Origin of the sequence: Streptomyces sp. NPDC057280 (assembly GCF_042668605.1) — a bacterium.
Taxonomy (GTDB): Bacteria; Actinomycetota; Actinomycetes; order Streptomycetales; family Streptomycetaceae; genus Streptomyces.
Window position 1 is genome coordinate 1,841,223 of the sequence record NZ_JBHUYR010000001.1, and the last position, 26,291, is coordinate 1,867,513.

At 71.0% G+C, this 26,291-nt stretch carries 20 protein-coding genes and 1 pseudogene; 13 read left to right on the plus strand and 8 right to left on the minus strand.

What is annotated here, in order from left to right; all coding sequences use genetic code 11:
• The first annotated feature begins 88 nt into the window (after nucleotides 1–88).
• From ACFUO4_RS08395 to ACFUO4_RS08410, 4 genes are all read left to right on the plus strand, one after another.
• On the plus strand, nucleotides 89–910 hold the full coding sequence (locus ACFUO4_RS08395; RefSeq protein WP_383481215.1) for a TIM barrel protein: 822 nt from the start codon (nucleotides 89–91) through the stop codon (nucleotides 908–910).
• Nucleotides 911–938: 28 nt separating this feature from the next.
• Nucleotides 939–1,832 carry a 2-hydroxy-3-oxopropionate reductase gene (locus ACFUO4_RS08400; RefSeq protein ID WP_079312270.1) on the plus strand — a complete coding sequence of 298 codons (894 nt, stop codon included), beginning with the start codon at nucleotides 939–941 and terminating at the stop codon, nucleotides 1,830–1,832.
• A gap of 197 nt (nucleotides 1,833–2,029) precedes the next feature.
• Complete coding sequence (locus tag ACFUO4_RS08405; protein WP_383481219.1) at nucleotides 2,030–3,487, plus strand: catalase; 1,458 nt, start codon at nucleotides 2,030–2,032, stop codon at nucleotides 3,485–3,487.
• 297 nt (nucleotides 3,488–3,784) lie between these two features.
• Complete coding sequence (locus ACFUO4_RS08410) at nucleotides 3,785–4,021, plus strand: hypothetical protein (RefSeq protein ID WP_383481222.1); 237 nt, start codon at nucleotides 3,785–3,787, stop codon at nucleotides 4,019–4,021.
• Between the two features lie 250 nt (nucleotides 4,022–4,271).
• Here ACFUO4_RS08410 and gcl read toward each other — a convergent pair whose 3' ends face one another.
• Nucleotides 4,272–6,050 carry a glyoxylate carboligase gene (gcl, locus tag ACFUO4_RS08415; protein WP_383482369.1) on the minus strand — a complete coding sequence of 593 codons (1,779 nt, stop codon included), beginning with the start codon at nucleotides 6,048–6,050 and terminating at the stop codon, nucleotides 4,272–4,274.
• 226 nt (nucleotides 6,051–6,276) lie between these two features.
• On the opposite strand from gcl, the gene ACFUO4_RS08420 reads away from it, so the two are divergent.
• Both ACFUO4_RS08420 and ACFUO4_RS08425 read left to right on the plus strand, forming a co-directional pair.
• Nucleotides 6,277–6,975 (plus strand): hypothetical protein, encoded by a 699-nt coding sequence (locus tag ACFUO4_RS08420; protein ID WP_383481225.1) that lies wholly within the window; start codon nucleotides 6,277–6,279, stop codon nucleotides 6,973–6,975.
• Between the two features lie 211 nt (nucleotides 6,976–7,186).
• A pseudogene (locus ACFUO4_RS08425) lies at nucleotides 7,187–7,723 on the plus strand (GNAT family N-acetyltransferase); the annotation flags it as partial.
• An 8-nt stretch (nucleotides 7,724–7,731) separates the two neighbouring features.
• On the opposite strand, the gene ACFUO4_RS08430 reads toward ACFUO4_RS08425, so the two are convergent.
• Nucleotides 7,732–9,315 (minus strand): AMP-binding protein, encoded by a 1,584-nt coding sequence (locus ACFUO4_RS08430; protein WP_383481228.1) that lies wholly within the window; start codon nucleotides 9,313–9,315, stop codon nucleotides 7,732–7,734.
• Nucleotides 9,312–10,976: an AMP-binding protein gene (locus ACFUO4_RS08435; protein ID WP_383481230.1), complete on the minus strand. Its 1,665-nt coding sequence runs from the start codon at nucleotides 10,974–10,976 to the stop codon at nucleotides 9,312–9,314. Before ACFUO4_RS08435 ends, ACFUO4_RS08430 begins: the two co-directional genes overlap by 4 nt.
• Before the next feature lie 59 nt (nucleotides 10,977–11,035).
• Here ACFUO4_RS08435 and ACFUO4_RS08440 point away from each other — a divergent pair, with 59 nt between their 5' ends.
• From ACFUO4_RS08440 to ACFUO4_RS08455, 4 genes are all read left to right on the plus strand, one after another.
• Nucleotides 11,036–11,902 carry a response regulator transcription factor gene (locus ACFUO4_RS08440; RefSeq protein ID WP_383482371.1) on the plus strand — a complete coding sequence of 289 codons (867 nt, stop codon included), beginning with the start codon at nucleotides 11,036–11,038 and terminating at the stop codon, nucleotides 11,900–11,902.
• A gap of 213 nt (nucleotides 11,903–12,115) precedes the next feature.
• Nucleotides 12,116–14,875, plus strand: a complete 2,760-nt coding sequence (locus ACFUO4_RS08445; protein ID WP_383481233.1) for an AAA family ATPase — start codon at nucleotides 12,116–12,118, stop codon at nucleotides 14,873–14,875.
• Between the two features lie 226 nt (nucleotides 14,876–15,101).
• A complete protein-coding gene (locus ACFUO4_RS08450; RefSeq protein ID WP_383481236.1) occupies nucleotides 15,102–15,893 on the plus strand; it encodes a S1 family peptidase in 792 nt (263 codons plus the stop codon).
• 264 nt (nucleotides 15,894–16,157) lie between these two features.
• Nucleotides 16,158–17,456, plus strand: a complete 1,299-nt coding sequence (locus ACFUO4_RS08455; RefSeq protein ID WP_383481238.1) for an RNA-guided endonuclease InsQ/TnpB family protein — start codon at nucleotides 16,158–16,160, stop codon at nucleotides 17,454–17,456.
• Here the strand turns inward: ACFUO4_RS08455 and dmpI are convergent.
• The 3 genes from dmpI to ACFUO4_RS08470 form a co-directional block, all read right to left on the minus strand.
• Nucleotides 17,440–17,622, minus strand: a complete 183-nt coding sequence (gene dmpI, locus ACFUO4_RS08460; RefSeq protein WP_383481241.1) for a 4-oxalocrotonate tautomerase DmpI — start codon at nucleotides 17,620–17,622, stop codon at nucleotides 17,440–17,442. The two genes, ACFUO4_RS08455 and dmpI, sit on opposite strands and share 17 nt — an antisense overlap.
• A 92-nt stretch (nucleotides 17,623–17,714) precedes the next feature.
• On the minus strand, nucleotides 17,715–18,581 hold the full coding sequence (locus tag ACFUO4_RS08465) for a LysR substrate-binding domain-containing protein (protein ID WP_383481244.1): 867 nt from the start codon (nucleotides 18,579–18,581) through the stop codon (nucleotides 17,715–17,717).
• Nucleotides 18,582–18,591: 10 nt separating this feature from the next.
• Nucleotides 18,592–19,707 carry a winged helix DNA-binding domain-containing protein gene (locus ACFUO4_RS08470; RefSeq protein WP_383482374.1) on the minus strand — a complete coding sequence of 372 codons (1,116 nt, stop codon included), beginning with the start codon at nucleotides 19,705–19,707 and terminating at the stop codon, nucleotides 18,592–18,594.
• A gap of 149 nt (nucleotides 19,708–19,856) precedes the next feature.
• Here ACFUO4_RS08470 and ACFUO4_RS08475 point away from each other — a divergent pair, with 149 nt between their 5' ends.
• Nucleotides 19,857–21,020 carry a magnesium and cobalt transport protein CorA gene (locus ACFUO4_RS08475; RefSeq protein ID WP_383481247.1) on the plus strand — a complete coding sequence of 388 codons (1,164 nt, stop codon included), beginning with the start codon at nucleotides 19,857–19,859 and terminating at the stop codon, nucleotides 21,018–21,020.
• A gap of 75 nt (nucleotides 21,021–21,095) precedes the next feature.
• Nucleotides 21,096–22,508, plus strand: coding sequence for a dihydrolipoyl dehydrogenase (gene lpdA, locus ACFUO4_RS08480; protein WP_383481250.1), 1,413 nt, complete (start codon nucleotides 21,096–21,098; stop codon nucleotides 22,506–22,508).
• A 66-nt stretch (nucleotides 22,509–22,574) separates the two neighbouring features.
• Here lpdA and ACFUO4_RS08485 read toward each other — a convergent pair whose 3' ends face one another.
• Both ACFUO4_RS08485 and ACFUO4_RS08490 read right to left on the minus strand, forming a co-directional pair.
• The gene (locus ACFUO4_RS08485) at nucleotides 22,575–23,597 is read right to left on the minus strand and encodes a hemolysin family protein (RefSeq protein ID WP_383481253.1); all 1,023 of its coding nucleotides are present in this window, start codon (nucleotides 23,595–23,597) and stop codon (nucleotides 22,575–22,577) included.
• Nucleotides 23,594–24,919: a hemolysin family protein gene (locus ACFUO4_RS08490; protein ID WP_079311082.1), complete on the minus strand. Its 1,326-nt coding sequence runs from the start codon at nucleotides 24,917–24,919 to the stop codon at nucleotides 23,594–23,596. The genes ACFUO4_RS08485 and ACFUO4_RS08490 overlap by 4 nt, the downstream gene beginning before the upstream one ends.
• A gap of 229 nt (nucleotides 24,920–25,148) precedes the next feature.
• On the opposite strand from ACFUO4_RS08490, the gene ACFUO4_RS08495 reads away from it, so the two are divergent.
• The gene (locus tag ACFUO4_RS08495) at nucleotides 25,149–26,234 is read left to right on the plus strand and encodes an acyltransferase family protein (protein ID WP_383481256.1); all 1,086 of its coding nucleotides are present in this window, start codon (nucleotides 25,149–25,151) and stop codon (nucleotides 26,232–26,234) included.
• Nucleotides 26,235–26,291 lie beyond the last annotated feature (57 nt).

Below are 26,291 nucleotides of genomic sequence, written 5' to 3' on the forward strand. Positions count from 1 at the left end.
CGACGAGACCCGACGGCAATCTTCCATTAAGCAGAAACGAACTTCCGCAATACGGAATCACTCGACACGGAAGGGAGCGCGGCGGCCCATGGGATTCGCAGACCAGCGCTTCAACGTCAACCTGTCGATCCTCTTCACGGAACTCCCGCTCCTGGAGCGCCCCGCGGCCGCCGCCGCGGCGGGCTTCACCGCGGTCGAGCTGTGGTGGCCCTGGGTCGACTCCCCCACCCCCGAGCAGTCCGAGCTCGACGCCCTGAAGCAGGCGATCGAGGACGCGGGCGTCCAGCTCACGGGCTTGAACTTCTACGCCGGCCAGCTTCCGGGCCCCGACCGCGGCGCCCTGTCGATCCCGGGCGAGGAGTCGGAGAAGTTCCGCGCCAACATCGAGGTGGTCGCGGACTTCGCCCGGTCGCTGGGCTGCAAGGCGCTCAACGCCCTGTACGGCAACCGCGTCGACGGCGTCGACCCGGCCGCGCAGGACGCGCTCGCACTGGAGAACCTCGTCCTCGCGGCCCGCGCGGCCGACCGGATCGGCGCGATCCTGCTGATCGAGACGCTGAACAAGCCCGAGTCGCCGCGGTACCCGCTGGTGTCGGCGCCCGCCGGGATCGGGATCGTCGACAAGGTCAACGAGGCGACGGGCCTCGGCAACGCCAAGTTCCTCATGGACCTCTACCACCTGTCCATGAACGGCGAGGACCTGCCGGCGGTGATCGAGGAGTACGCCGCGAAGACCGGCCATGTGCAGATCGCCGACAACCCGGGCCGTGGCGCTCCGGGCACCGGCTCGCTGCCCCTCGAAGACCTCCTCGACCAGCTGAGGAAGGCGGGTTACGACGGCTGGGTCGGCCTCGAGTACAAGCCGGGCGACCGCCCGAGCGCCGAGGCCTTCGCCTGGCTGCCCCGCTGACCCCCGTTACGTGAAAGGCACCCCCATCATGAGCAACGCACTCCCCAAGGTCGCCTGGATAGGCCTCGGCATCATGGGCTCCCCCATGTCCGAGAACCTCATCAAGGCGGGTTACGACGTCACCGGCTTCACGCTGGAGCAGGACAAGCTGGACCGTCTCGCCGCCGCCGGCGGCAAGGCCGCCGCCTCGATCGCCGAGGCCGTCAAGGACGCCGACGTGGTCATCACGATGGTGCCCGCCTCCCCGCAGGTCGAGGCCATCGCGTACGGCCCGGACGGCATCCTGGAGAACGCGAGGTCCGGCGCCCTGCTGATCGACATGTCCTCGATCACCCCGCAGACCTCGGTGGACCTCGCGAAGGCCGCCCGGGACAAGGGCATCCGCGTCCTGGACGCCCCGGTGTCCGGCGGCGAGGCCGGTGCCATCGAGGCCGTGCTGTCGATCATGGTCGGCGGTGAGCAGGCCGACTTCGACGCCGCCAAGCCGATCCTGGAGGCGCTCGGCAAGACCATCGTGCTGTGCGGTCCGCACGGCTCGGGGCAGACCGTGAAGGCCGCCAACCAGCTGATCGTCGCCGTGAACATCCAGGCGTGCGCCGAGGCCGTGGTCTTCCTGGAGAAGTCCGGCGTGGACCTCAAGGCCGCGCTCGACGTCCTCAACGGCGGCCTCGCGGGCTCGACCGTGCTGACGCGCAAGAAGGACAACTTCCTCCAGCGCGACTTCAAGCCGGGCTTCCGCATCGACCTCCACCACAAGGACATGGGCATCGTCACCGACGCGGCCCGCAACGTCGGCGCGGCCCTGCCCGTCGGCGCGGTCGTCGCCCAACTCGTCGCGTCCCTGCGCGCCCAGGGCGACGGGGGCCTGGACCACTCCGCGCTGCTGCGCGCGGTCGAGCGCCTCTCCGGCGCCCAGATCTGACGTACACCCCAAGACCCCGGGCGGCGCACGCTGCTGACACCTGTCCTGTCGCGCCCAAGCGGCGGCGCCGCCCGGAATCAACGCACCGCCGATCGCCTTCAACAAACTGTTGACGTTCGGATCGCCCCAAACCTAGGCTCCACGAAGCGGAAGTCCTTTTCCGAAGCCTCCGCTGACTCTCGTACGGAAGGTCCCCGATGTCGAAGCGCGTGCTGACGACCGAGTCCGGCGCCCCGGTCGCCGACAACCAGAATTCCGCCTCCGCCGGTGTCGGCGGTCCGCTCCTCCTCCAGGACCAGCACCTGCTGGAGAAGCTCGCCCGCTTCAACCGCGAGCGCATCCCGGAGCGCGTGGTGCACGCCCGTGGCAGCGGCGCGTACGGCTACTTCGAGGTGACCGACGACGTCACCGGGTTCACGCACGCCGACTTCCTCAGCAGCGTCGGCAAGCGCACCGAGGTCTTCCTGCGCTTCTCCACCGTGGCGGACTCGCTCGGCGGCGCGGACGCGGTGCGCGACCCGCGCGGCTTCGCGGTGAAGTTCTATACGGAAGAGGGCAATTACGACCTCGTCGGCAACAACACCCCGGTGTTCTTCATCAAGGACCCGATCAAGTTCCCCGACTTCATCCACTCGCAGAAGCGCGACCCGTTCACGGGCCGTCAGGAGCCGGACAACGTCTGGGACTTCTGGGCGCACGCCCCCGAGGCCACGCACCAGATCACCTGGCTGATGGGCGACCGCGGCATCCCGGCGTCGTACCGCCACATGAACGGCTACGGCTCGCACACCTACCAGTGGACGAACGCCGACGGCGAGGCCTTCTTCGTCAAGTACCACTTCAAGACCAACCAGGGCATCCGCTGCCTGTCCGCCGAGCAGGGCGCCGAGCTCGCCGGCAAGGACCCCAACTCGCACCAGACGGACCTGCTCCAGGCCATCGAGCGCGGGGTGAACCCGTCCTGGACCCTCTACGTGCAGCTCATGCCGGCGGCCGAGGCGGCGGACTACCGCTTCAACCCGTTCGACCTCACCAAGGTGTGGCCGCACAAGGACTACCCGCTCCAGCGCGTGGGCCGCCTGGTCCTCGACCGCAACCCGGACAACGTCTTCGCCGAGGTCGAGCAGGCCGCGTTCTCCCCGAACAACTTCGTGCCGGGCATCGGCCCGTCGCCGGACAAGATGCTCCAGGGCCGGCTGTTCGCCTACGCGGACGCGCACCGCTACCGGCTGGGCGTCAACCACACCCAGCTCGCGGTGAACGCCCCGAAGGCGACCGTCGCCAGCAACTACGGGCGGGACGGCCTCATGGCCACCAACTCCCAGGGCCGCGCGGCGAAGAACTACGAGCCGAACTCCTACGACGGCCCGGCGGAGACCGGCCGCCCGCTCTCCGCCCCGCTGGCGGTCAGCGGCTGGACCGGCACCCACGAGGCCCCGCAGCACACCAAGGACGACGACTTCTTCCAGGCCGGCGAGCTGTACCGGCTGATGTCCGAGGACGAGAAGGCGCGCCTGGTCGCGAACATCGCCGGCGGCCTGTCCCAGGTCTCCCGCGACGACGTGATCGAGAAGAACCTCGCCCACTTCCACGCCGCCGACCCGGAGTACGGCAAGCGCGTGGAGGAGGCGGTCCGCGCCCTGCGCGAGGACTGAGCGGGCGCAGACTCCCTGTTCGCGCCCGCAAGCTGAGCGACCCGGATGAGGGGTGGTCCCTCGGTACGGGGCACGGGCAGGGTGATGGACCGCGGCGGCGTGCGAGCCAGTGCGGTGGTGAAGGACCGGAGATCCTCTTCTCGACCTGAGGGAAGGGCTTCTCGGGCTCCGTCGCCGCCGCCGCGGTCCCAGCAGGACGGCAACACCCCGGAAGCACCGGATACGGACACTCCCGTATCCGGTGCTTCTCGCTGTGCCCGGGGTGCGCGCGGCGCTTCCGGGCGGGACGCTGAAGGCATGGCACACGCATCGCACCACCCGCATGTCGTGGTGCACTCGCCGGGCCTCGACGGCTCCCGGCGGGTCACCGCGGACGACCACAACCTCGGTGTCGCCTCCCACCTGGACGACGTCGTGGAGCTGCTGCGCCTCGCCGATCTCGACCGGATCGAGGTGGAGGACGAGGACATCGTGGAATGGCAGGGCGGCGGCCCGGACGACTGGCCCGGACTGTCCGAGCACCACGAGGACTGAGCCCGCCTACACCCGGCGGCGTAGACGGAGTACGGAACCCTCAAATCAACCTCTGAACCCGTCCCCGGAGGCTTCAACCGCCTTCGGGGTTGGGCACATTGTCGTCACGCGGTGCCCGCCGGCACGGGGGCGGCGGGCACCGCGTGACGGGGGAACGGGGGAACGGGGGACGGACACCCGGGGGGACGGGGCATGCCGAAAGGGCGGCCCATCCCCCCGGATGGACCGCCCCTGTACGCGCTGCGATACGTCAGACCTTCAGCGTCCTGATCGCCGTCGGCGCGTGCTCCGGCTCGGTCGCGAGCTCCTCGAACTCGGTGACGTCGCTGATGTCGGCGGTCTTGCTCATCGCGATGTTGGTGACCCGCTCCAGGATCGCCTCGACCACGACCGGCACCCGGTACTCGGCGGCCAGCTTCTTGGCCTCCTCGAAGGCCGGCAGCAGCTGGTCGGGCTCGGTGACGCGGATGGCCTTGCAGCCGAGGCCCTCGACGACCTTGATGTGGTCGACGCCGTAGACGCCCAGCTCCGGGGAGTTGATGTTCTCGAACTCCAGGTTGACCTGGAAGTTGATGTCGAGACCGATCTGCGCCTGCCGGATCAGGCCCAGGTAGGCGTTGTTGACGAGGACATGGACGTACGGGATCTTGTGCTGCGCGCCGACGGCCAGCTCCTCCAGCATGAACTGGAAGTCGTAGTCGCCGGAGAGCGCGACGACCTGGGCCTCCGGGTCGGCCTTGGAGACGCCGAGCGCGGCCGGGATGGTCCAGCCGAGCGGGCCGGCCTGGCCGCAGTTGATCCAGTGCCGCGGCTTGTAGACGTGCAGCATCTGGGCGCCCGCGATCTGCGACAGGCCGATCGTGGTGACGTACCGCGTCTCGGGGCCGAAGGCCTTGTTCATCTCCTCGTAGACGCGCTGCGGCTTCATGGGCACGTTGTCGAAGTGCGTACGGCGCAGCAGCGTGGCCTTGCGCTCCAGGTGGGAGGCGATCCACGCGGAGCGGTCGGGCAGCCTGCCCGCGGCCTTCAGTTCCCTGGCCACCTCGACGAAGAGCTCCAGGGCGGCCTTGGCGTCGGAGGTGATGCCGTAGTCCGGCGGGAAGATCTTGCCGATCTGGGTGGGCTCGATGTCGACGTGGACGAACGTGCGGCCCTGGCGGTAGACGTCGAGCTTGTAGCCGGTGTGCCGGTTGGCCCAGCGGTTGCCGATGCCGAGGACGAAGTCGGACTCCAGGAAGGTCGCGTTGCCGTAGCGGTGCGAGGTCTGGAGGCCGACCATGCCGGCGTTCAGCTCGTGGTCGTCGGGGATGGTGCCCCAGCCCATCAGGGTCGGGATCACCGGGGTGCCGGTGAGCTCGGCGAACTCCACGAGGAGGTCGGAGGCGTCGGCGTTGATGATGCCGCCGCCCGCGACGATCAGCGGGCGCTCAGAGGCGAGCAGGAACCCGATCGCCTTCTCGATCTGGGCGCGGGTCGCGGCCGGCTTGTAGACCGGGAGCGGCTCGTAGGTCTCCGGGTCGAACTCGATCTCGGTGAGCTGGACGTCGATGGGCAGGTCGATGAGGACCGGGCCGGGGCGGCCGGAGCGCATCAGGTGGAAGGCCTGCTGGAAGACGCCGGGGACCTGGGCCGCCTCCAGGACGGTGGTGGCCGCCTTGGTGACGGGCTTGGCGATCGAGGCGATGTCGACGGCCTGGAAGTCCTCCTTGTGGATGACGCTGACCGGTGCCTGGCCGGTGATGCAGAGGATCGGGATCGAGTCGCCGATCGCCGAGTACAGGCCGGTGATCATGTCGGTGCCGGCCGGGCCCGAGGTGCCGATGCAGACGCCGATGTTGCCCGGGTTGGCGCGGGTGTAGCCCTCGGCCATGTGGGAGGCGCCCTCGACGTGCCGGGCGAGCGTGTGGTCGATGCCGCCGCCCTCCTTGAGGGCGCGGTAGAAGGGGTTGATCGCCGCGCCGGGCACCCCGAACGCGTTGGTGACGCCCTCGCGCTTGAGGATCTCAACTGCCGCGCGGGCAGCGGTCATACGTGCCATCGAGTACTCCCTGCTTCGGCTGCCGGATTCGCACTCCCGTCGCGCCCCGCGGTGAGTACTTCCGTTCTGCGGTTAATTCCGTATTGCGGAAACTAACTTCTACGATCTGGAATCAATGTAAGTGGAGGGGTGAAGGCCGTCAAGAGACGGACAAGCGGGGGTCGGCTGGAGGACGATGGGAGCGCTGTCCCGACGTGGGGTCGTTCTGGAGTGGGCCATGTCCGAGAACGTGTCGGTGCGCTGCCCGGTCTGCCGGCGCGAGCACTTCTATGCGGCACCGTCCTATCCGTGCGCCTGCGGGGCGCCGGTGACACCGCCGCTGGACCGGCGCGCGCGGGCGACGGCGGTGACGCACCGGTCCTGGGAGGACGACTGGGTGACGGTGCTGTGCGCGCGCTGCGGCCGCACGGGCGAGTGGCCGCACCCCGAGGTGGGCTGCGCCTGCGGAACGGTGCTGCGGGTCCCGGTCGCGGCAGATGCGGTCGGCATCCCTACCACCCGCCGTGTCGAGCAGTCCCGGCGGCGCGCGTTCCAGCCGGTGACGATCCGCACGGCACGCGACGCGGTCACGGCCGCGGCCCTGTATCTGCGCTGGCTCGGCTACGCGGACATCCGCCGCGCCGACCAGCGCCCCCCGAACGGCATCGGCCTCGCCGCCCGCGGCCTCCTGGCCCAGGTGGACCCCACGGTCCGCCCGGCATCGCTCCGCGACGTCGAATGCCTGTGGCTGACGGCGATGACGGAGTCCGCGGACTGCGTCTACTTCTCCCTGGCCGGCTACGCCACGGACGCCCGAACGGTCGCGGACTCCCTCTCCGTCCCCTTGTTCGTCCTCGACCTCACGGGCACGCCCCAGCCGGTGAACAGCAGAGCAGACGAACTGGACGCAACCGGAGCAGACGCCTCCGGCGGTTGAGCGGGGGGCGGTGGGATGCGGTGGCGTGAGGTGAGTCGCGCGGTCCATGGGTCGGGGCGGTGGCGGGGCATGAGGATGACCGAGCCGCGGGACGGCTGACGCGCGGGGCCCGTATGGCCGACATGCAGAGCCCGCCGAGGCACGGGACGGCCCCCAGGCAAAGCGCACCTGGGCGGGGCTCGGCTCACTCCCCCGGCGTCGGAAACCCCGTGCGGTCGCGTCCCGCACCCGCCATACTCGCCCGATGCGCATCCGCCCCGTCGCAGCCGACGAGCTCACCGCCCTCCAGGACATCGAGCGTGCCGCCGGTGCCGTCTTCCGCAAGGTCGGCATGACGGCGATCGCCGAGGACGAGCCCTTCCCGGTGGACGTTCTGGACGGGTACCGCAGTCAGGGGCGGGCCTGGGTGGCGGTCGGTGGTGACGATCGTCCCGTCGGGTACTTGGTCTGCGAGCCCGTCGACGGTGCCCTGCACATCGAGCAGGTCTCGGTCCGTCCGGACTTCGCGCGTCGGCGCGTCGGGGAAGCCCTGCTCGCGTACGCCGCCGAACGCGCCCGCGAGGAGGGCCTCACCGGTCTCACCCTGACCACCTTCGCCGAGGTGCCCTGGAACGCCCCGTACTACGAGCGCCTCGGCTTCCGCGTGCTCGGCGAGGGCGAACTCACCCCCGGTCTGCGGAAGATCCGCGCCCATGAGGCCGGGCTCGGCCTCGGCCGGTGGCCGCGGGTGTGCATGCGCAGGGGCTGAAGGACGCCCTACTCCGCCGCGTACGTCTCCCGCAGTTCCACCTTGCGCACCTTCCCCGACACCGTCATCGGGAACGACTCCAGCACCTGGAGCCTGCTGGGCACCTTGTAGTGCGCCAGCCGGCCCTCGCAGAAGGCGCGCACCTCCTCCAGGGTCGGCGGATCGGACGGGTCGCGGGGGATCACGCAGGCGAGGACCTCCTCGCCGTAGCGCTCGTGGGGCACGCCCACGACCTGGGCGTCCGCGATCTTCGGGTGGGCGTAGAGGAACTCCTCGATCTCGCGCGGGTAGATGTTCTCGCCACCCCGGATGATCATGTCCTTGATGCGGCCGACGATCTCCACGTAGCCGTCTTCGCGCATCACGGCCAGGTCCCCGGTGTGCATCCAGCGGCCCGCGTCGATCGACTCGGCGGTCTTGCCCGGCTCGTTCCAGTAGCCGAGCATCACGCTGTAGCCGCGGGTGCACAGCTCCCCCGCCGTGCCCCGCGGTTGGGTCACCCCCGTCGCCGGGTCGACGACCTTGACCTCGATGTGCGGCAGGGCCCGGCCGACCGTGCCGGTGCGGTGTTCCAGGTCGTCGTCGCGGCGCGTCTGCAAGGAGACGGGGGACGTCTCCGTCATGCCGTAGCAGATGGAGACCTCCGCCATGTGCATCTCGGCGACCACCCGTTTCATCACCTCCACCGGGCAGGGCGAGCCCGCCATGATGCCGGTACGGAGGGACGACAGGTCGTACGTCGCGAAGTCCGGGTCGTTCAACTCCGCGATGAACATGGTCGGTACGCCGTAGAGGGAGGTGCAGCGCTCCTGCTGGACCGCCTCCAGCGTGGCCTTCGGGTCGAAGGACGGCGCCGGGATCACCATGCAGGCGCCGTGCGAGGTCGCCGCCAGGTTGCCCATCACCATGCCGAAGCAGTGGTAGAAGGGGACCGGGACGCAGATCCGGTCCTGCTCGGTGTAGGCGATCAACTCACCCACGAAATAACCGTTGTTGAGGATGTTGTGGTGGGAGAGCGTGGCCCCCTTGGGGAAGCCCGTCGTGCCCGACGTGTACTGGATGTTGATCGGGTCGTCGCAGGACAGTTCCGGGAACGGCGCCGGGGTCGCGCGGGCGAGCAGCGCCTCCCAGCTCGGGTCCCCGATGAACACCGTCTCCCGCAACTGCGGGCACTTCCCCCGCACTTTCGCGACCATCGCGCGGTAGTCGCTGGTCTTGTGGCTGAGAGAGGCGAACAGCAGGGAGATCCCGGCCTGGTTGAGGACGTACTCGACCTCGTGGGTGCGGTACGCCGGGTTGATGTTCACCATGATCGCGCCGATACGGGCGGTGGCGTACTGGACCAGCACCCACTCGGGGCAGTTGACCGCCCAGATGCCCACCCGGTCACCCTTGGCGACCCCGCTCGCCAGCAGCGCGTACGCCAACTCCTCGACGTCCGCGGCGAATCGGGCGTAGGTCCAGCGCCGCCCGGACGGCACGTCGACCAGCGCCTCACGCTCCGGCCAGCGGGCGACCGCCCGGTCGAGATTGGCGCCGATCGTGTCCCCGAGCAGCGCGGTCCCGCTCACCCCGTGGCTGTAGGAGCTCACCGGAAGTCCTCCTCGCGGTACTCGGCGTCGGAGCCCTCCGCCGTGGCCTCGCGCAGCTCGATGCGGCGGATCTTGCCGGACACGGTCTTGGGCAGCGGCGCGAACTCCAGGCGGCGGATGCGCTTGTACGGGGCGAGCACGTCCCGCGAGTGCTCGAAGAGCACCTTCGCGGTGTCGGGACCGGGCTCCCAGCCCTCCGCCAGCACCACGTACGCCTTCGGCACCGCGAGCCGCAGCTCGTCCGGCGCGGGCACCACGGCCGCCTCGGCGACCGCCTCGTGCTCCAGCAGCGCGCTCTCCAGCTCGAAGGGGCTGATCTTGTAGTCGCTCGCCTTGAAGACGTCGTCACTGCGGCCGATGTAGGTCAGATACCCGTCGGCGTCCCTCGACGCCACATCGCCCGTGCGGTAGTAGCCGCCGGCCATCGCCTCCGCCGTACGGTCCGCGTCGCCGTGGTAGCCGGTCATCAGGCCGACGGGACGGGCGGACAGGTCGAGCGCGATCTCGCCCTCCGTCGCGCCGGGCGCTCCCGTCACCGGGTCGAGCAGCTCCACCCGGTAACCGGGGCTGGGCCGTCCCATGGAGCCGGTCTTCAGGAGCTGGCCGGGGCTGTTGGAGACCTGTACGGCCGTCTCCGTCTGCCCGAAACCGTCCCGGATCGTCACCCCCCACGCCCGCCGCACCTGTTCGATGACCTCGGGGTTCAGCGGCTCGCCGGCCGCCACCACCTCCCGCGGAGGGTTGCGCAACTGGGTCAGGTCGGCCTGGATGAGCATCCGCCACACGGTCGGCGGCGCGCAGAAGGTGGTGACCCCCGCACGGTCCATCTCGGCCATCAGGCGGGCCGCGTCGAAGCGCGTGTAGTTGTGGATGAAGACGGTGGCTTCCGCGTTCCAGGGCGCGAACAGGTTCGACCAGGCGTGCTTGGCCCAGCCGGGCGACGAGATGTTCAGGTGCACGTCGCCGGGCTTGAGGCCGATCCAGTACATGGTGGCCAGGTGCCCGATCGGGTACGAGGTGTGGGTGTGCTCGACCAGCTTGGGGCGGGCGGTGGTGCCCGAGGTGAAGTAGAGCATCAGCGGGTCGTCGGCGAGGGTAGGGCCGTCGGGCCTGAACGAGGCGTCGGCCTGGTACAGGTCGTCCAGCGCCAGCCAGCCCTCGACCGGGTCGCCCGCCGCGATCCGGGTGTAGGAGCCGGGCACCTCCGCGAACTTGTCCGCGTCCTCGGAGCGCACGATCACATGTCGCACCCGCCCGCGCTCGACGCGGTCGCGCAGGTCGGCCGGGCCGAGCAGCGGGGTGGCCGGGATGACGACGGCGCGCAGCTTCATCGCGGCCAGTGCCGTGATCCACAGCTCGGCCTGGTTGCCCAGCATCACCAGGATGCGGTCCTCGGCGGCCACCCCCTGCTCCCGCAGCCAGTTCGCGGCCTGGTCGGAGCGGACCGACAGTTCCCCGAAGGACAGCTTGGTCTCCCGGCCGTCCTCCTCGACGATGTGCAGCGCGGTCGCGGCGTTCCCGTAGGCGATGTCGTCGAACCAGTCGAGCGCCCAGTTGAAGCGCTCGGGACGAGGCCAGGTGAACCCCTCGTATGCCGTCGCGTAGTCCTCGCGGTGGGCGAGCAGGAAGTCCCGCGCCCCGCGGAACAGCTCCGTCGTCATCTGTCCTCCCTCATGACCGGACCATTGCCGGGCGGCTCTCTGCCATCGTTTACTCCGTGATGCAGGTCTCACCACCCCCGAACGGGGGTGCGCTGCAGCGAAAGGACGAACAGGTGAGCACGGACGCGGCGGAGATCCGGAACGCGCTGGTGCGGCTGCGGCGCACGACCGGGCTCCCGGTCGCCTTCGGCGGGCTGGTGGATTCCGGCCGCCCGCAGATGCGCATCAGCGAACTGAGCGGCACCTCCACGGTCGCGCTGCGGGCGCTCGCGGTGGTCTCGGGCAGCGGTCTGGGCGGCAAGGCGGTCGCGCTCGCCCGGCCCTGCGCGGTGGCGGACTACTCCGTCTCCCGGCAGATCAGCCATGAGTACGACGTCCCGGTCGCCGCCGAGGGTCTGCGCTCGATCGTGGCGGTGCCCGTGGTCGTACGGCGCCGGGTGCGCGGCGTGCTGTACGGGGCGCTGCGCACCGTACAGCCGCTCGGTGACCGGGTGCTGAGCGCGGCGATGGAGGCGGCGCGGGACGTGGAGCAGGCGCTGGTGGTGCGCGAGGAGGCGCGGGAGCTGGTGACGGCGGCCGGGCCCGCCGGCGGGGTGGACCCGGTGTCGCGGGAGCAGGTCCGGGAGGCGCACGCGGCCCTGCGCGCGCTGGCGCCGCGGATCACCGACCCGCAGCTGCGGGCCGAACTCCTCGACGCGTGCGGGCTCCTCACGCCCCGGCAACCGGAGCGGGTCACGCTCGCCCCGCGTGAGCTGGACGTCCTCGCCTGTGTGGCCGCGGGGGCGACGAACGCGGCCGCCGCCGAGCGGCTCGGGCTGCGGCCGGAGACGGTCAAGGGATACCTGCGCTCGGCCATGCGCAGGCTCGGTGCGCACACGCGCGGGGAGGCGGTGGCGGCGGCGCGCCGGGCGGGGCTGCTGCCGTAGGCGGACCGGATGGACACGCCCGAAACGTTGCCCAGCCATTCATTCAGCTGTGCTTTGAATTTCCCCATGCTGTGAGGTTGTTATTTGCCTCACCACCTCTCCCCTCCGGATTTCAAAGAATCGTTGCCTAGAATTTGGCCCGGACACGACACGAGGGGAGCGGCGACCGTGCAACGGGACTTCCAGGAGCCTGCGAGATGCCGCCCTGACCTGGTGATCGGCCGTGAGGAGGTGTTCGGACAGGCCCGGGAGCAGCTCGCCCGGGGCGGCAGCGTGCTGCTGCACGGCCCCGCCGGAATAGGAAAGTCCACCGTCCTGCGGGCATTGGCCGCCGATAACAGCGGCTCGGCGCGTACCGTGTTGCGCTGCTCGGCCACCGAGTCCGAATCGCATCTCCCCTTCCTCGCCCTCGCCGACCTGCTCGGTCTGGTCCTCGACGAGGTCTCCGGCAAGCTGCCCGTCGCCCAGCGCACCGCACTGGAGTCGGCGCTCACCGGCCGCGGCGAGTCCACCCTCCAGCGCGACGGCCTCGCCCTGCGGCTCGCGGTGCTCTCCGCGCTGCGCGCGCTCGCCGCCGAGGGCCCGGTGCTGATCGTCGCCGACGACGTGCAGTGGCTGGACTCGGCCAGCGCCGAACTCCTCGGCTTCGCCGCCCGCCGCCTCGGCGGCACCCCGGTGCGGATGCTGTGCGCGGTGCGGACCGAGGGCCAGGAGTACGACCGTCACCTACGCGCGTCACCCCCCGACACCCTCGCCCTGCGCGTCAACCCGCTCTCCCGCACCCAGGTCTCCGAGCTACTCGGCCACCGCGGCTACACCGGCCTGCCCCGCTCCACGGTCCGCGACATCCACCGCACCAGCGGCGGCAACCCGCTCTTCGCCCTGGAACTCGGCCGCGCCCTCAGCGAGAACCCGACCCCGCCCCGCCCCGGCGAGCCGCTCCCGGTGCCGACCTCGCTGCGCACCCTCGTCCTGAACCGTCTGGAGATGCTCTCCGACGAGGCCCGCCGCACCCTCCTCGTCGCGAGCGCCGGCGCCCGCCCCACCCCCGCCCTGCTGCGCGCGGCCGGCCGGGAGAACGCCGAGGCGGAGACCGCCCAGGCCGCCGCCCTCGGTCTGCTGGCCACCGACCCCGAGGGCCCCGCCGTACGGTTCGCGCATCCGCTGATCTCGGCCGCGCTGTACGCGGAGGCGCCCGCGCACGAGCGGCGGGCCGCGCACGCCGCGCTGTCGAAGGCCGCCTCCGACCCCATCGAGCGGGCCCGGCATCTCGCCCTGGCCACCACCGGCACCGACCCGGACACCGCCGACAGCCTCGCCGAAGCGGCCTCGCTCGCCCGGGACCGCGGGGCGCCCTCGGTCGCCGCCTCCCTCGGCCTGCTCGCCGCCCGCCACACCCCCGCCGAGGGCAACCCCGACGCCCGGCGCCTCCAGGCCGCCGAGGACGCGATCACCGCCGGTGAGCTGGACCTCGCCCGGGACATCGCCCGGGACGTGCTGACCCGGGCGACCGTGCCCGCGGACCGGGTGCGGGCCTGGATCATCGTGATCGACACCGCGGGCCACGCCATGACCGAGGTCGACTCGGTCTTCCCGCAGGCCCTCGCCGACGCGGGCGACGACCCCCAGCTGCTCGCCCTGATCCACTACCAGCTGACCTGGCGGGCCGTGCTGGTGGACGGCGACTTCGACCGGGCCCGCGAGGAGGCCGCGCACTCGGCGGCGCTCGCCGCGCAGGCCGGCGACCGCTACAACGAGCTGATGGCGCTCGCCTTCCAGGCCCAGATCGAGACCCTCATGGGCCATCCCGACGCCCCCGCCACCATCAAGAAGGCCCTGAAGGAACCCCAGGACCCGAGGGTGTCGTGCCACCACAACGGCGCCGGCTACTCCCGGTTCCGCTGGCTGATCATGAGCGACCAGCTGGCCGAGGCCCGCGCGACCGTCACCGCGCTGCTGCGCGAGGTCCAGCGCACCGGGGCCGTCGAGAGCGAGGTGCACTTCCTGCGCGGGGTGGCCGAGACCGAACTGCGCTCCGGGCACTGCGGCCGCGCCCTCGACCTCGCCCGGGAGAGCCTGATGATGGCCCGGGACACCGGCATCGGCGAGGTCGCCTCCGCGGTCCTCACCTCGCTCGGCGAGGCCTCGGGCGGCGATGTGGAACGGGCACTGGAGCTGGCCCGGGAGGCCGTCGACCACGCCGAGGAGGACGGCGACCAGATGTACGTCTCCCGCGCGCTGACCGCCCTCGGCTACGCCCAGCTGGTCGCCGGGGACGCCGAAGGAGCCGTCCGCTCGCTGCGCCGGGTGCGCGAGCTGGAGCACGGGCTCGGCATCACCGACCCGGCCCGCGGCCGCTGGCAGGGCGATCTCGCCGAGGCCCTGGTCAGGACCGGCGAGCTGCGCGAGGCCCAGGACGTCATCGACGTCACCCGGGAGCAGGCGCTGCGGCTCGGCCGGGAGAGCGTGCTCGCGGTGCTGGACCGCGCCGAGGGGCTGCTGCGCGCCGCGCGCGGGGAACACGAGGCGGCGCTCGCCCAGTTGACCTCGGTGCAGGACCGGCTCGCCAAACTCGGGTACGGCCTGGAGGAGGCCCGCACCGCCTTCGCACTGGCCCAGCTGCGCACCCGGCGCCCGGGGCCGACGTCGTACGACGAGGCGGCCCGGCTCTTCAGGCGCTGCCGGGCGCTGCCCTGGCTGCGGCAGGTCGACGCGGCGAGCGTCGTCCCGGCGGCCGAGCCGGAGCCGGCCGCCGTGCCCGCGCCGGTGTCCGACGCCCTCGAGGGGCTCGCGGCGATGGAGCGTCAGGTGGCCGCGCTCGTCATGGAGGGCGCCACCAACCGGGAGATCGCCGCCCGGCTGTTCATCAGCGTCAAGACGGTCGAGGCCACGCTGACCCGGGTCTACCGCAAGCTGGGGATCCGCTCGCGGGTGGACATCGTCCGACTGGCGGCGGGGCGCCGTACGAAGTGAGGGGTCGCGGGCTTTACTGACCCGCGTGGTGTCCGCCTGCGGCCGACCGAGGGTTTTCCCTGCCCAACTCCCCTAGGGGGTTCCCTCATTGGGAGGGGGAACTTCCCGGTTCTAGGTTATGAACGTGCCGCTCGCCCGGGCATACGGGGGTCGGTCCCGCGACCCCCGTGCTCAACCCCCCACACCCGCGCGTCCCCCCACCGGCAACCCCCCACTGAGGAGACTCATGTTCGGGCTCAACCGCGCAAGAAAGACCGCGGCCGTCGTGGCGGCCACCGCTGCGGCCGCAGCGACCGCGCTGCTCGGCGCCCCCACCGCCGTAGCCGCTCCCCAGCCCATCGTCGGCGGTTCCACGACCACGACGACCTCGTACCCGTTCATGATGCAGATCACGGACGCCTCCCAGAACCAGTTCTGCGGCGGCACCCTGGTCTCCTCGACCAAGGTCGTCACGGCGGCCCACTGCATGGTCGGCGAGACGACGAGCAGCATCCGTGTCATCGGTGGCCGGACCTACCTCAACGGCACCAACGGCACGGTCAGCCGGGTCAGCAAGATCTGGATCAACCCCGGCTACACCGACGCCACCAACGGCGACGACGTGGCCGTCCTGACCCTCTCGACGGCGATGTCGTACACCCCGGCGTCGTACGTCTCCTCGTCCCAGACGAGTGTGTACGCGGCCGGCACCACCGCGCGCATCCTCGGCTGGGGCACCACCTCGGAGAACGGCAGCTCCTCCAACCAGCTGCGGACCGCGACCGTCCCGATCGTGTCCGACTCCAGCTGTGCGAGCTCCTACGGTTCGGACTACGTCAAGTCCGACATGGTTTGCGCCGGATACACATCCGGCGGCGTAGACACCTGCCAGGGCGACAGCGGCGGTCCCCTGCTCATCGGGGGCGTCCTGGCAGGGATCACTTCTTGGGGCGAGGGCTGCGCGGAGGCCGGGTACCCGGGTGTCTACACCCGGCTGACCACCTTCTCCAGCCTGGTGACCGCGCAGGTCAACTCATAGGTCCCAGAAGTTCTCCTGAGCACCCCTCAGGTGATGTACCAGGGGGCGTTGCGGGCCTCCACGAGCGGCCCGCAGCGCCCCCTATCCATGTGTGCGCATTCGCAGTGCTCCGGCCTTCAGGCCGGGGGCGAAGCGAATCTGGCGGTCGCGACGCGGAGCGTCCCGGTGACGTTCCGGCGGAGCCGGACGCTGCTTCGTGATGGTGAAGGCTCGCTCACATGTTCCCGGTTACGGCATGGGTTCGACGTGCCTAGTGTGATCGTCATGCAGCTTCGGTACAGCTTTCGCCTGTACCCGGACGCCGCTCAGCAGGCCTCGCTGGCCAGGGCGTTCGGGTGCGCCCGGGTCGTGTTCAACGACGCGGTCCGCGCCCGTGAGGACGCCCGGACGGCCGGGCGGCCGTTCCCGACGGCCGGACAGCTGTCGAGGAAGCTGATCACCGAGGCGAAGCGGACGAAGGAGCGGTCCTGGCTGGGCGAGGTCTCCGCGGTGGTCCTCCAGCAGTCCCTGCGGGACGCCGAAACCGCGTACCGCAACTTCTTCGCCTCCCTCGGCGGCACCCGCAAAGGCCGGAAACTGGGCGCACCACGGTTCAAGTCCCGCAAGGATGCCCGGCAGTCGATCCGGTTCACCGCGAACGCCCGCTGGAGCATCACCGACCATGGCCGCCTGAACCTGCCGAAGATCGGCGCGGTCAAGGTGAAGTGGTCCCGCGCCCTGCCCACCACACCGTCTTCCGTGACCGTGATCAAGGACGCGGCGGGCAGATTCTTCGCCTCCTTCGTCATCGACACCAACCCCGACCCCGACGCCGCCCGGATGCCCGCAACCGAGAGCACCATCGGCATCGACCTGGGCCTGACGCACTTCGCCGTCCTCTCGGACGGCACAAAAATTGACTCCCCACGCTTTCTGCGGCGTGCGGAGAAGAAGCTGAAGAAGGCCCAACGGGAGCTGGCCCGCAAGCAGAAGGGATCCAAGAACCGGGCCAAGGCCCGCCTGAAAGTCGCCCGCGCCCACGCCAAGGTCGCCGATGCACGCCGTGAGTTCCTCCACCAGCTCTCCACCAGGCTGATCTCCGAGAACCAAGGGATCGCCGTGGAGGACCTGTCCGTGGCGGGGCTGGCGCGCACCAGGCTGGCCAAGTCCGTGCATGACGCGGGCTGGTCACAATTCATCGTCATGCTGACCTACAAGGCCGCCCGGTACAGCCGCACCCTGATCAAGATCAGCCGGTTCGAGCCGACCAGCCAGACCTGCTCCACTTGCGGCCACCGCGACGGGCCCAAACCCCTGAACGTGCGGGAATGGACCTGTAGCGCCTGCGGCACCGTCCACGACCGGGACACCAATGCCGCGATCAACGTGAAGACAGCCGCCGGACTGGCGGTATCGGCCTGCGGAGCGCCGGTAAGACCAGGAGCGATCCCGGCACAGCGCGAAGAAACAGGAAGCCACGGATTCCCGACCGGTCGCCGTGCCGCCCAGCGGCACAGCGACCAGTCAAGGAAGGCCAGAATCCTCGGGCTTCAGCCCGAGGAGCAAGTCAATTGTCGGCGGTGAGCTTCCCCGCCGCTCCCCAGCTGTCGGTGGGCACCTCGTGGATCCAGACCTGGACGGTCTCGGCGGGGATCTTGTACGCGTCCACGAACGCGTCGGTGATCCGCTTGACGAGGTCCCGCTTGAGCTCGGTGTCGCGCGGGCCCTGCTGGACGGTGACGATCGGCATGACTGGACTCCCTTGAGCGGTCTTCCTCTTCGGTGGTCCCAGTCCATCGCGCCCGTCGGCCCCGACCAAGAAGCAGCCCGCGACCACAGCGATCAGTTCTCGTGATCGCCGCAGGCCAGGAGCAGTTCCTCCAGATACGGCGGGGGCGCCGACGCCCGCACGGCCAGCCCCGTGGACAGGGCGAGCCCCGGCGCGCGGAACGGCACGAAGGCCACCCTCGGGGTGTGCAGCACGCGCGCGTGGGAGGCGTACACGACCGTCCACAGCGGGCGGGTGCCGATGGTGGCGAGGGTGTCCTGGAGGGAGCCGTTGACCGGTCCGGGCAGCGGCTCGAACCCGGCCTCGTGACAGGCGCCGACGACGAGGTCGACCAGGGCGGGGTTGCGGCGCCGTTCGGTGAGGGCCAGCGGCAGTCCGGCGAGGTCCCCGACGCCGATCTCGGGGCGGGCGGCGAGCGGATGCGCGGCGGGCAGCGCGGCCACCAGGGGGTCCGGCCACAGGGGCAGGACGCGTACACCGGGAACGGGTTCGACGGCTCGTACGAACGCGGCGTCGAGCCGGCCGCCGGCGACCTGTGCCAGCCGCTCGGATACGGGCAGGGACACCAGCTCGACCGGCACGTCCGGCGCCCGCCGGGTGAACGCGGCGAGGACCCGGTCCAGGTGCTCGCCGAGCCCGGTGCTGGTGCCGAGCCTGAGGCCCGGCGGCGGGGCGACGGCCGCCCGGACCCGCTCGGCGGCCGCCAGCACGGCCCGTGCCTCGGGCAGCAGTCGCTCCCCGGCCGCCGTCAGCCGCACCCGGCGGGGCGAGCGGTCGAACAGCTCGGCCCCCAGCTCCCGCTCCAGCCGCTGGATCTGCTGACTGACCGCCGACTGCACGATGTGCAGCCGCTCGGCGGCCCGCCCGAAGTGCAGTTCCTCGGCGACGGTCACGAAGTAGCTGAGCTGGCGCAGTTCCATGAACGGGACTCTAGGAGGGGCGTACGACCGTCCCGAACCGGATGTCGTACGACGTCCCGGGGTGCATGGCCGCCAGCATCCGCGCCCCCTCCTCCGTGACCTCGTCCCGCTGGGCCTTGGTGAGCTTGCCGAAGGGCTCGATGACCAGGGAGTCCTCCTCCAGCTTCCACACGCCCGCCAGGAAGCCGTCGACGAGGAAGGTGCAGTACACCATGTTGCCGACCCAGCTGCGGCCCCGGTACTCGGCCGGGATGACGCGGGTGCGGTCGGCGTGGGAGAGGAGGAGGTTGTCGAACTCGGGGAGGAAGCGGGGCGGGGCCGGGGTGTCGGCGGCGGGACGCGGGGCGTCGGGGAGGTCGAAGAGCTCGACGCCGTGCTCGTCGCGGAAGGTCAGGAGCCGGGGGCGCAGGCGCTCGAAGGCCTCGCGCAGGCGGGTCAGGCCGGACCAGGTCTGCATGTCCTTGACGGAGGCGGGGCCGAAGGCGGCCAGGTAGCGCAGGACGGTGGCGTCCGGGGCGGGGACGGGTTCGGCGGGGCGGCCGAGCCAGTGCTCGGCGGTGGTGAGGGCCACCTGGCCGCTCCGCCCCCACAGTCCGCGCGGGGTGACCTGGACCAGGGGGAGCCGGCAGCGGGCGGCGATGGCGAGGGACTGCGGGTCGGCTTCGGGCCACTCGTCGAGCAGGGCCTCGCGCAGTTGCTTCATCGTGCGCGGCTCGGCCTCGACGAGGTCGCGGGCGACGGCGGCGAGCCGGTCCAGGTCGACGCCGACGAGGCCTTTGCGGAAGTTGGTGAGTTCGCGGTCGCGGGCGGCCTGGACGAGCGGGCGCAGGGTGAGGGCGTCGTCGGCGGTGTGGGTGTGGATGGTCGAGCGCATGGTGACGATCCGGACGACCGCGCGGTCGGCCATCAGCGCGGACAGCGCCTCGGGCCGGAAGCCGTCGAGGCGGGCGGCGAGCGCGTAGTACGGCGGCTTGACGTTCTGCGCCTGGAGGCCGAGCAGATGCTCCACGGCCGCCTGCGCCGTGAGGCCGGAGCGTGTCAGCAGCAACTGCCGGTCGAGGGTCGCGCGGTTGAGGGCGCGGGTGCCGAGCACGGGGGCCGTCTTCGCCGTCTTCGCCGTCTTCATCATGCTCCGCACGTTAGTCGCCGTTGCGGACACCTTCTGTCCGCAAGGCGCACCGAATCCGCGGCCACCCGCCCCCGCCGATGTCGTTTGCCCCGTATATCCTGCTCGGTGATCACGCAGCCGTGGACTCGACCTGAGAGGCAGCCGTGATGTCCGAGCGACGTGCCCGACCGAACGGGAAGGGCCGGGGCAGGTCCGCCTGGCTTCGGTCCCTGGCCGCGGCGGCCACCCCGCCGACACCGGAGCGGCGCCCGGCGCCCGAGGCGGAGCCGGCGCCCCCGGAGGCGGAACCGGCCAGCATCGTCCAGGCGGCCCTGTACCAGGACGGCGTGCGGGTGTCCTCCCCCGCGACCCTCGCCGAAACGTTCCGCGAGTTGCGCGAGCGGCGTTCCGGCATGGCGTGGATCGGTCTGGCCCGGCCCACCGAGGCCGAACTGCTCTCCCTGGCCGCCGAGTTCGACCTGCATCCGCTGGCGGTCGAGGACGCGATGGAGGCCCACCAGCGGCCCAAGCTGGAGCGCTACGGCGAGACGCTGTTCGTCGTGCTGCGGGCGGCCCGCTATCTGGACGCCCCCGAGGAGGTCGACTTCGGCGAGCTGCACGTCTTCGTCGGCGCCGACTTCGTGATCACCGTCCGGCACGGCGCCGCCCCGGACCTGTCGGCGGTCCGCAGCCGCATGGAGGCGACGCCGGACCTGCTGAAGCTGGGCCCGGAGGCGGTGCTGTACGCGATCCTGGACGCGGTGGTCGACGGCTACGCGCCGGTCGTCTCGGGCGTCCAGAACGACATCGACGAGATCGAGACGGAGGTCTTCCGCGGCGACCCGGAGGTCTCCCGCCGGATCTACGAACTCTCCCGCGAGATGGTCGAGTTCCAGCGCGCCACCCGCCCCCTGGTCGGCATGCTGCACGGTCTGATGGCCGGCTTCTCCAAGTACGGCACGGACGAGGAGCTGCAGCGCTATCTGCGGGACGTCGCCGACCACGTCACCCACACCAGCGAGCGCGTCGACGGCTTCCGCCAGGCCCTCACCGAGATCCTCACGGTGAACGCGACCCTGGTCACCCAGCAGCAGAACGCGGAGATGCGGGCGCTGGCGGAGGCGGGGTTCGAGCAGAACGAGGAGATCAAGAAGATCTCCAGCTGGGCCGCCATCCTCTTCGCCCCGACCCTCGTCGGGACGATCTACGGCATGAACTTCGTCCACATGCCCGAGCTGAAGTGGAGCTTCGGGTACCCCTTCGCGATCGGGCTGATGGGCGTGGTCTGTGTCAGCCTGTACGTGATCTTCAAACGGCGGGACTGGCTCTGAGACGAGGGGCCGGGCCCTCTGAATTCCGATGGTTTCCGATGTTTTCCGATGGTTTCGACGGAAGAGGAACGACCCATGGTCGAGCAGGACGAGCGATTCGATGTTGTCGTACTCGGCGCCGGGCCCGGCGGCTACGTCGCCGCCGTCCGCGCCGCCCAGCTGGGCAAGCGCGTCGCGGTCGTCGAGGAGAAGTACTGGGGCGGCGTCTGTCTGAACGTCGGCTGCATCCCCACCAAGGCCCTGCTGCGCAACGCCGAGCTGGCGCACCTGTTCACCCACGAGGCGAAGACCTTCGGCATCAAGGTGGACGGCCAGGTCTCCTTCGACTACGGCGAGGCCTACCGCCGCAGCCGCAAGGTCGCCGACGGCCGGGTCAAGGGCGTCCACTACCTGATGAAGAAGAACAAGATCACCGAGGTGAACGGCCGCGGCACCTTCGTCGACCCGCACACCCTCCAGGTCACCGACTACGACGGCAACACCCGCACCATCGGCTTCGAGCACTGCATCATCGCCACCGGCGCCACCCCCAGGCTGCTGCCCGGCACCAAGCGCAGCGCCCGCGTGGTCACCTTCGAGGAGCAGATCCTCGCCGAGGACCTCCCCCAGTCGATCGTCATCGCGGGGGCCGGCGCCATCGGCATCGAGTTCGCCTACGTCCTCCACAACTACGGCGTGAAGGTCACCATCGTCGAGTTCCTCGACCGCATGGCGCCCCTGGAGGACGCGGAGGTCTCCGCCGAACTCGCCCGCCAGTACCGCAAGCTGGGCATCGACGTCCTCACCTCCACCCGCGTCGACGCCATCGACGAGTCCGGCCCCCAGGTCCGCGTCACCGTCACCGCCAAGGACGGCTCGCAGAAGGTCCTGGAGGCCGACAAGGTCCTCCAGGCCATCGGCTTCGCGCCGAACGTCACCGGGTACGGCCTGGAGAACACCGGCGTGCGGGTCACCGAGCGCGGCGCGATCGACGTCGACGGCCGCTGCCGCACCTCGGTGCCGCACCTGTACGCCATCGGCGACGTGACCGCCAAGCTGATGCTCGCGCACACCGCCGAGGCCATGGGCATCATCGCCGCCGAGACCATCGCGGACGCCGAGACCATGGAGCTCGACTACGCGATGATCCCGCGGGCCACCTTCTGCCAGCCCCAGGTCGCGAGCTTCGGCTACACCGAGGCGCAGGCCCGCGAACTCGGCTACGACGTGAAGGTCGCCAAGTTCCCCTTCACCGCGAACGGCAAGTCCCACGGCCTCGGTGACACCACCGGGTTCGTGAAGCTGATCAGCGACGCCAGGTACGGCGAGCTGCTCGGCGGCCACCTCATCGGTCCGGACGTCACCGAGCTGCTGCCGGAGCTGACGCTGGCCCAGCAGTGGGACCTGACCGTGCACGAGGTCGCCCGCAACGTGCACGCCCACCCGACGCTCAGCGAGGCCGTCAAGGAGGCCGTGCACGGCCTGGCCGGTCACATGATCAACATGTGACCGGCCGGCACCGGACGCGATGGGGCGGCCGGCGCCGGACGTCACATTGTCGACCGGCGCCGGACGTCACGCCGCGGTCGGCGCCGGCCCCACCAGCTCGGACAGCACGTCCTCCATCGTCACGAAGCCGAGGACGGCACCCGCCTGACCCGTCACGGCCGCCAGATGGCTGCCGTCGGCGCGCAGGGCGGTGAGGGTGTCGTCCAGCGGGGTGTCGATGCGGACCCGGGTGACCGGGTGCAGGGCGGTGCGCGGGAAGGGCCGGTCGCGGTCGGCGACGCCGAGCGTGTCCTTGATGTGCAGATAGCCGAGGAGCGTGCCCTGCGGGCCGGTGACCGGGAAGCGGGAGTAGCCCGCCTCGGCGGCCACCCACTCGAGCCGTGCCGGGGTGACCGAGGCGTCGACGGTGCGCATCCGCCGGGCCGGGACGAGGATCTCGCCGACCGGGCGGGTGCCCAGCTCCAGGGCGTCGCGCAGCCGTTCGCCGTCGGCGGGCGAGAGGAGCCCCGCCTCGCGCGCGTCGACGACCATCCGGGCCAGCTGGTCGTCGGTGAAGACCGACTCCACCTCGTCCTTGGGCTCGACCCGCAGCAGCTTCAGCAGGGTGTTGGCGAAGGCGTTGACGCCGAACACCACCGGCCGCAGCACGCGGGTGAGCGCCACCAGTGGCGGGCCGAGCACCAGCGCGGTCGCCACGGGGGCGGCGAGCGCGATGTTCTTCGGCACCATCTCGCCGATCAGCATGTGCAGATATGTCGCCACGGCGAGCGCGATGACGAAGGCGATCGGGTGCACCAGGCCGTGCGGGATGTGCGCCGCCTCGAAGCCGGGCTCCAGCAGATGCGCGATGGCCGGTTCGGCGACCGCGCCGAGCACCAGCGAGGAGACGGTGATGCCCAGCTGGGCGGTCGCCATCATCGCGGAGAGGTGCTCCAGGCCCCACAGGGTCATCCGGGCCCGCTTGTCGCCCTCCTTGGCCCGCGGCTCGATCTGGCTGCGGCGCACGGAGATCAGGGCGAACTCGCCACCCACGAAGAACGCGTTGGTCAGCAGCGTCAGGGCGCCGATGACGAGTTGCAGGACGGTCATCGGGACTCCTCCCCCGCCTGGACCGGCACCCGGACGTGGGCCGGTGCGGTGATGCGGACACGGTCGGCGCGGTGGTGCTCGACGTCGAGGACGCCGAGCTCCCAGCCGTCGAGCGCGACGACGTCGCCCTTGACGGGGATGCGGGCGAGCCGGGTGGCGACGAGGCCTGCGACGGTCTCGTACGGACCCTCAGGAGCCGTGAGTCCTATCTCCTCCAGCTCGTCGATGCGGACGGAGCCGTCGGCCTCCCACGCCCCCGGTCCCGCGGGTGCCAGGTCGGGCACCTCGACGGGGTCGTGCTCGTCGCGGACCTCGCCGACGACCTCCTCGACGATGTCCTCCATCGTCGCGAGGCCCGCGGTGCCGCCGTACTCGTCGATGACCACGGCCATGGTGCGGGTGGTGCGCAGCCGCTCCAGCAGCCGGTCCGCGGGGAGGCTGTCCGGCACCAGCAGCGGTTCGGTGGCCAGTTCGGTGACCGGGGTGACGGCGCGCCTGCCGGGCTCCAGGGCCAGCACGTCACGGATGTGGACGGTGCCGATGACCTCGTCCAGGCTGTCGCGGTAGACCGGGAAACGGGACAGGCCGGTGGCGTACGTCAGGTTCGCCGCGTCGGCCGCCGTCGCGTGCGCCTCCAGGGCCTGGACGTCGACGCGCGGGGTCATCACGTTCTCGGCGGTCAGCTCGCCCAGGTGCAGGGTGCGCACGAACAGTTCCGCGGAGTCCGCCTCCAGGGCGCCCTCGGCCGCCGAGTGCTCGGCCAGCGCGGCCAGTTCCTCGGGGGTGCGGGCGGAGGCCAGCTCCTCGGCGGGCTCCAGGCCGAGCCGGCGTACGGCACGGTTCGCGGTGTCGTTGAGATGGCGGATGAACGGGCCGAAGGCGGCCGTGAAGCCGCGCTGCGGTCCCGCCACCACCTTCGCGACCGCGAGCGGCCGGGAGATCGCCCAGTTCTTCGGGACGAGCTCGCCGATCACCATCAGCACGACCGTCGACAGGGCCACGCCAAGGACGGTCGCCACCGTCGGGGCGGCCCCGCCGAGGCCTGCGGCCTCCAGCGGGCCCCGCAGCAGCGCGGCCAGCGACGGTTCGGCGAGCATGCCGATCACCAGGGAGGTGACGGTGATCCCGAGCTGGGCGCCGGAGAGCTGGACGGTCAGCCGGCGTACGGCCTTCAGGGCGCTGTCGGCGCCGCGCTCGCCGGCCTCGACGGCCCGTTCGAGCTCACCGCGCTCGACGGTGGTCAGGGAGAACTCGGCCGCGACGAACACCGCGCAGGCCAAGGTCAGCAGGAGGGCCGCCAGGAGCAGCAGGACCTCGGTCACCGCGCCACCCCCGGTCCCTCTGACGGGCGGGAGTCGGCACGGCTGGTACTGGGAGGCTCACCCATCGCGGGCTCGTTTCTCCTTCTCGGATCGGTGGATCGGGGTGCGTCACTGCACCCCATGGTAAAGGGCACGCAAAGCACGCTGGTCAAGAGCAGAACGCTCGGGGCTCCCCGGTTGTTCCGGCGATCGGTGGTTTACGTCGCCCGGAGTCGGCAAGGCGGACAGGATGCCGCGCTCAGCCACCACACCCGAAACTCCAGTAAGACGAGCAATTCACCCCGCGGGTTCCACGACCGCCCCGGCAAAGCAGCCCCCGCGGCGGGACGCGTTCTTCGACAACGCCAAGTACCTGGCGATCGTGCTGGTGGCGATGGGGCACGCATGGGAGCCGCTGCGCTCCGACAGCCGGGCCGTCACCGCGCTCTACACGCTCGTCTACGCCTTCCACATGCCGGCGTTCATCATCATCTCCGGCTACTTCTCCCGGAGTTTCGACGCGAGCCCGGCGAAGATCAGGCGGCTCGTCACGGGTGTCGTGGTGCCGTACGTCGTCTTCGAGACGGCGTACACCCTCTTCACCCGCTGGTCCGACGGCGAACCGGACCGGGCGATCAGCCTGCTGGACCCGCTGTATCTGACCTGGTTCCTGGCCGCCCTGTTCATCTGGCGGCTGACCACGCCGATCTGGCGGGCGGTGCGGTGGCCGCTGCCGATCGCGCTGACCGTCGCGGCGCTCGCCACCCTCACCCCGTCCATCGGCAAGGACCTCGACCTCCAGCGCACGCTGCAGTTCCTGCCGTACTTCGTGCTCGGACTGTGCCTGCGCCCCGCGCACTTCAGCCTGGTGCGGCAGTGGCGGGTGCGGCTCGCGGCCGTGCCGGTCTTCCTGGCGGCGCTCGTGTTCGCCTACTGGTCCGTGCCGCGCATGGACTACGCCTGGTTCTTCCACAAGGACGCGGCCGAGGACTTCGCGGTCCCCGACTGGTACGGGCCGCTGATGACCCTGGCCCTGTTCGGCTGCTCCCTGGTCCTGGTCGCCTGCTTCCTGTCCTGGGTGCCGGGGCGCCGGACGTGGTTCACCGCGCTGGGCGCGGGCACGCTCTACGGCTATCTGCTGCACGGGTTCTTCGTCCAGGCCGCCAACCACTGGCACTGGTCCCACATCGGCTTCTTCCACGAACCGCTCGGCAAGGTCACCGTCTCGCTGATCGCCGGGGCGATCGTGACCGTGCTGTGCACGGCGCCGGTGCGGCGGGTCTTCCGGTGCGTGATGGAGCCGAGGATGGACTGGGCCTTCCGCGGCAAGGCCTAGTGCGGGTTCGAACGGGCACTCGGATGTCACCAACCAAGTGAGGGGTGACACACCGTC

What these genes read in the sequence shown, in the direction of transcription:
- ACFUO4_RS08395 (WP_383481215.1), top strand. Translation starts at nt 89, where the DNA reads ATGGGATTCGCAGACCAGCGCTTCAACGTCAACCTGTCGATCCTCTTC.
- ACFUO4_RS08400 (WP_079312270.1), top strand. Translation starts at nt 939, where the DNA reads ATGAGCAACGCACTCCCCAAGGTCGCCTGGATAGGCCTCGGCATCATG.
- ACFUO4_RS08405 (WP_383481219.1), top strand. Translation starts at nt 2,030, where the DNA reads ATGTCGAAGCGCGTGCTGACGACCGAGTCCGGCGCCCCGGTCGCCGAC.
- ACFUO4_RS08410 (WP_383481222.1), top strand. Translation starts at nt 3,785, where the DNA reads ATGGCACACGCATCGCACCACCCGCATGTCGTGGTGCACTCGCCGGGC.
- gcl (WP_383482369.1), bottom strand. Translation starts at nt 6,050, where the DNA reads ATGACCGCTGCCCGCGCGGCAGTTGAGATCCTCAAGCGCGAGGGCGTC.
- ACFUO4_RS08420 (WP_383481225.1), top strand. Translation starts at nt 6,277, where the DNA reads ATGTCCGAGAACGTGTCGGTGCGCTGCCCGGTCTGCCGGCGCGAGCAC.
- ACFUO4_RS08435 (WP_383481230.1), bottom strand. Translation starts at nt 10,976, where the DNA reads ATGACGACGGAGCTGTTCCGCGGGGCGCGGGACTTCCTGCTCGCCCAC.
- ACFUO4_RS08440 (WP_383482371.1), top strand. Translation starts at nt 11,036, where the DNA reads ATGCAGGTCTCACCACCCCCGAACGGGGGTGCGCTGCAGCGAAAGGAC.
- ACFUO4_RS08450 (WP_383481236.1), top strand. Translation starts at nt 15,102, where the DNA reads ATGTTCGGGCTCAACCGCGCAAGAAAGACCGCGGCCGTCGTGGCGGCC.
- ACFUO4_RS08455 (WP_383481238.1), top strand. Translation starts at nt 16,158, where the DNA reads ATGCAGCTTCGGTACAGCTTTCGCCTGTACCCGGACGCCGCTCAGCAG.
- dmpI (WP_383481241.1), bottom strand. Translation starts at nt 17,622, where the DNA reads ATGCCGATCGTCACCGTCCAGCAGGGCCCGCGCGACACCGAGCTCAAG.
- ACFUO4_RS08465 (WP_383481244.1), bottom strand. Translation starts at nt 18,581, where the DNA reads ATGGAACTGCGCCAGCTCAGCTACTTCGTGACCGTCGCCGAGGAACTG.
- ACFUO4_RS08470 (WP_383482374.1), bottom strand. Translation starts at nt 19,707, where the DNA reads ATGAAGACGGCGAAGACGGCGAAGACGGCCCCCGTGCTCGGCACCCGC.
- ACFUO4_RS08475 (WP_383481247.1), top strand. Translation starts at nt 19,857, where the DNA reads ATGTCCGAGCGACGTGCCCGACCGAACGGGAAGGGCCGGGGCAGGTCC.
- lpdA (WP_383481250.1), top strand. Translation starts at nt 21,096, where the DNA reads ATGGTCGAGCAGGACGAGCGATTCGATGTTGTCGTACTCGGCGCCGGG.
- ACFUO4_RS08485 (WP_383481253.1), bottom strand. Translation starts at nt 23,597, where the DNA reads ATGACCGTCCTGCAACTCGTCATCGGCGCCCTGACGCTGCTGACCAAC.
- ACFUO4_RS08495 (WP_383481256.1), top strand. Translation starts at nt 25,149, where the DNA reads ATGCCGCGCTCAGCCACCACACCCGAAACTCCAGTAAGACGAGCAATT.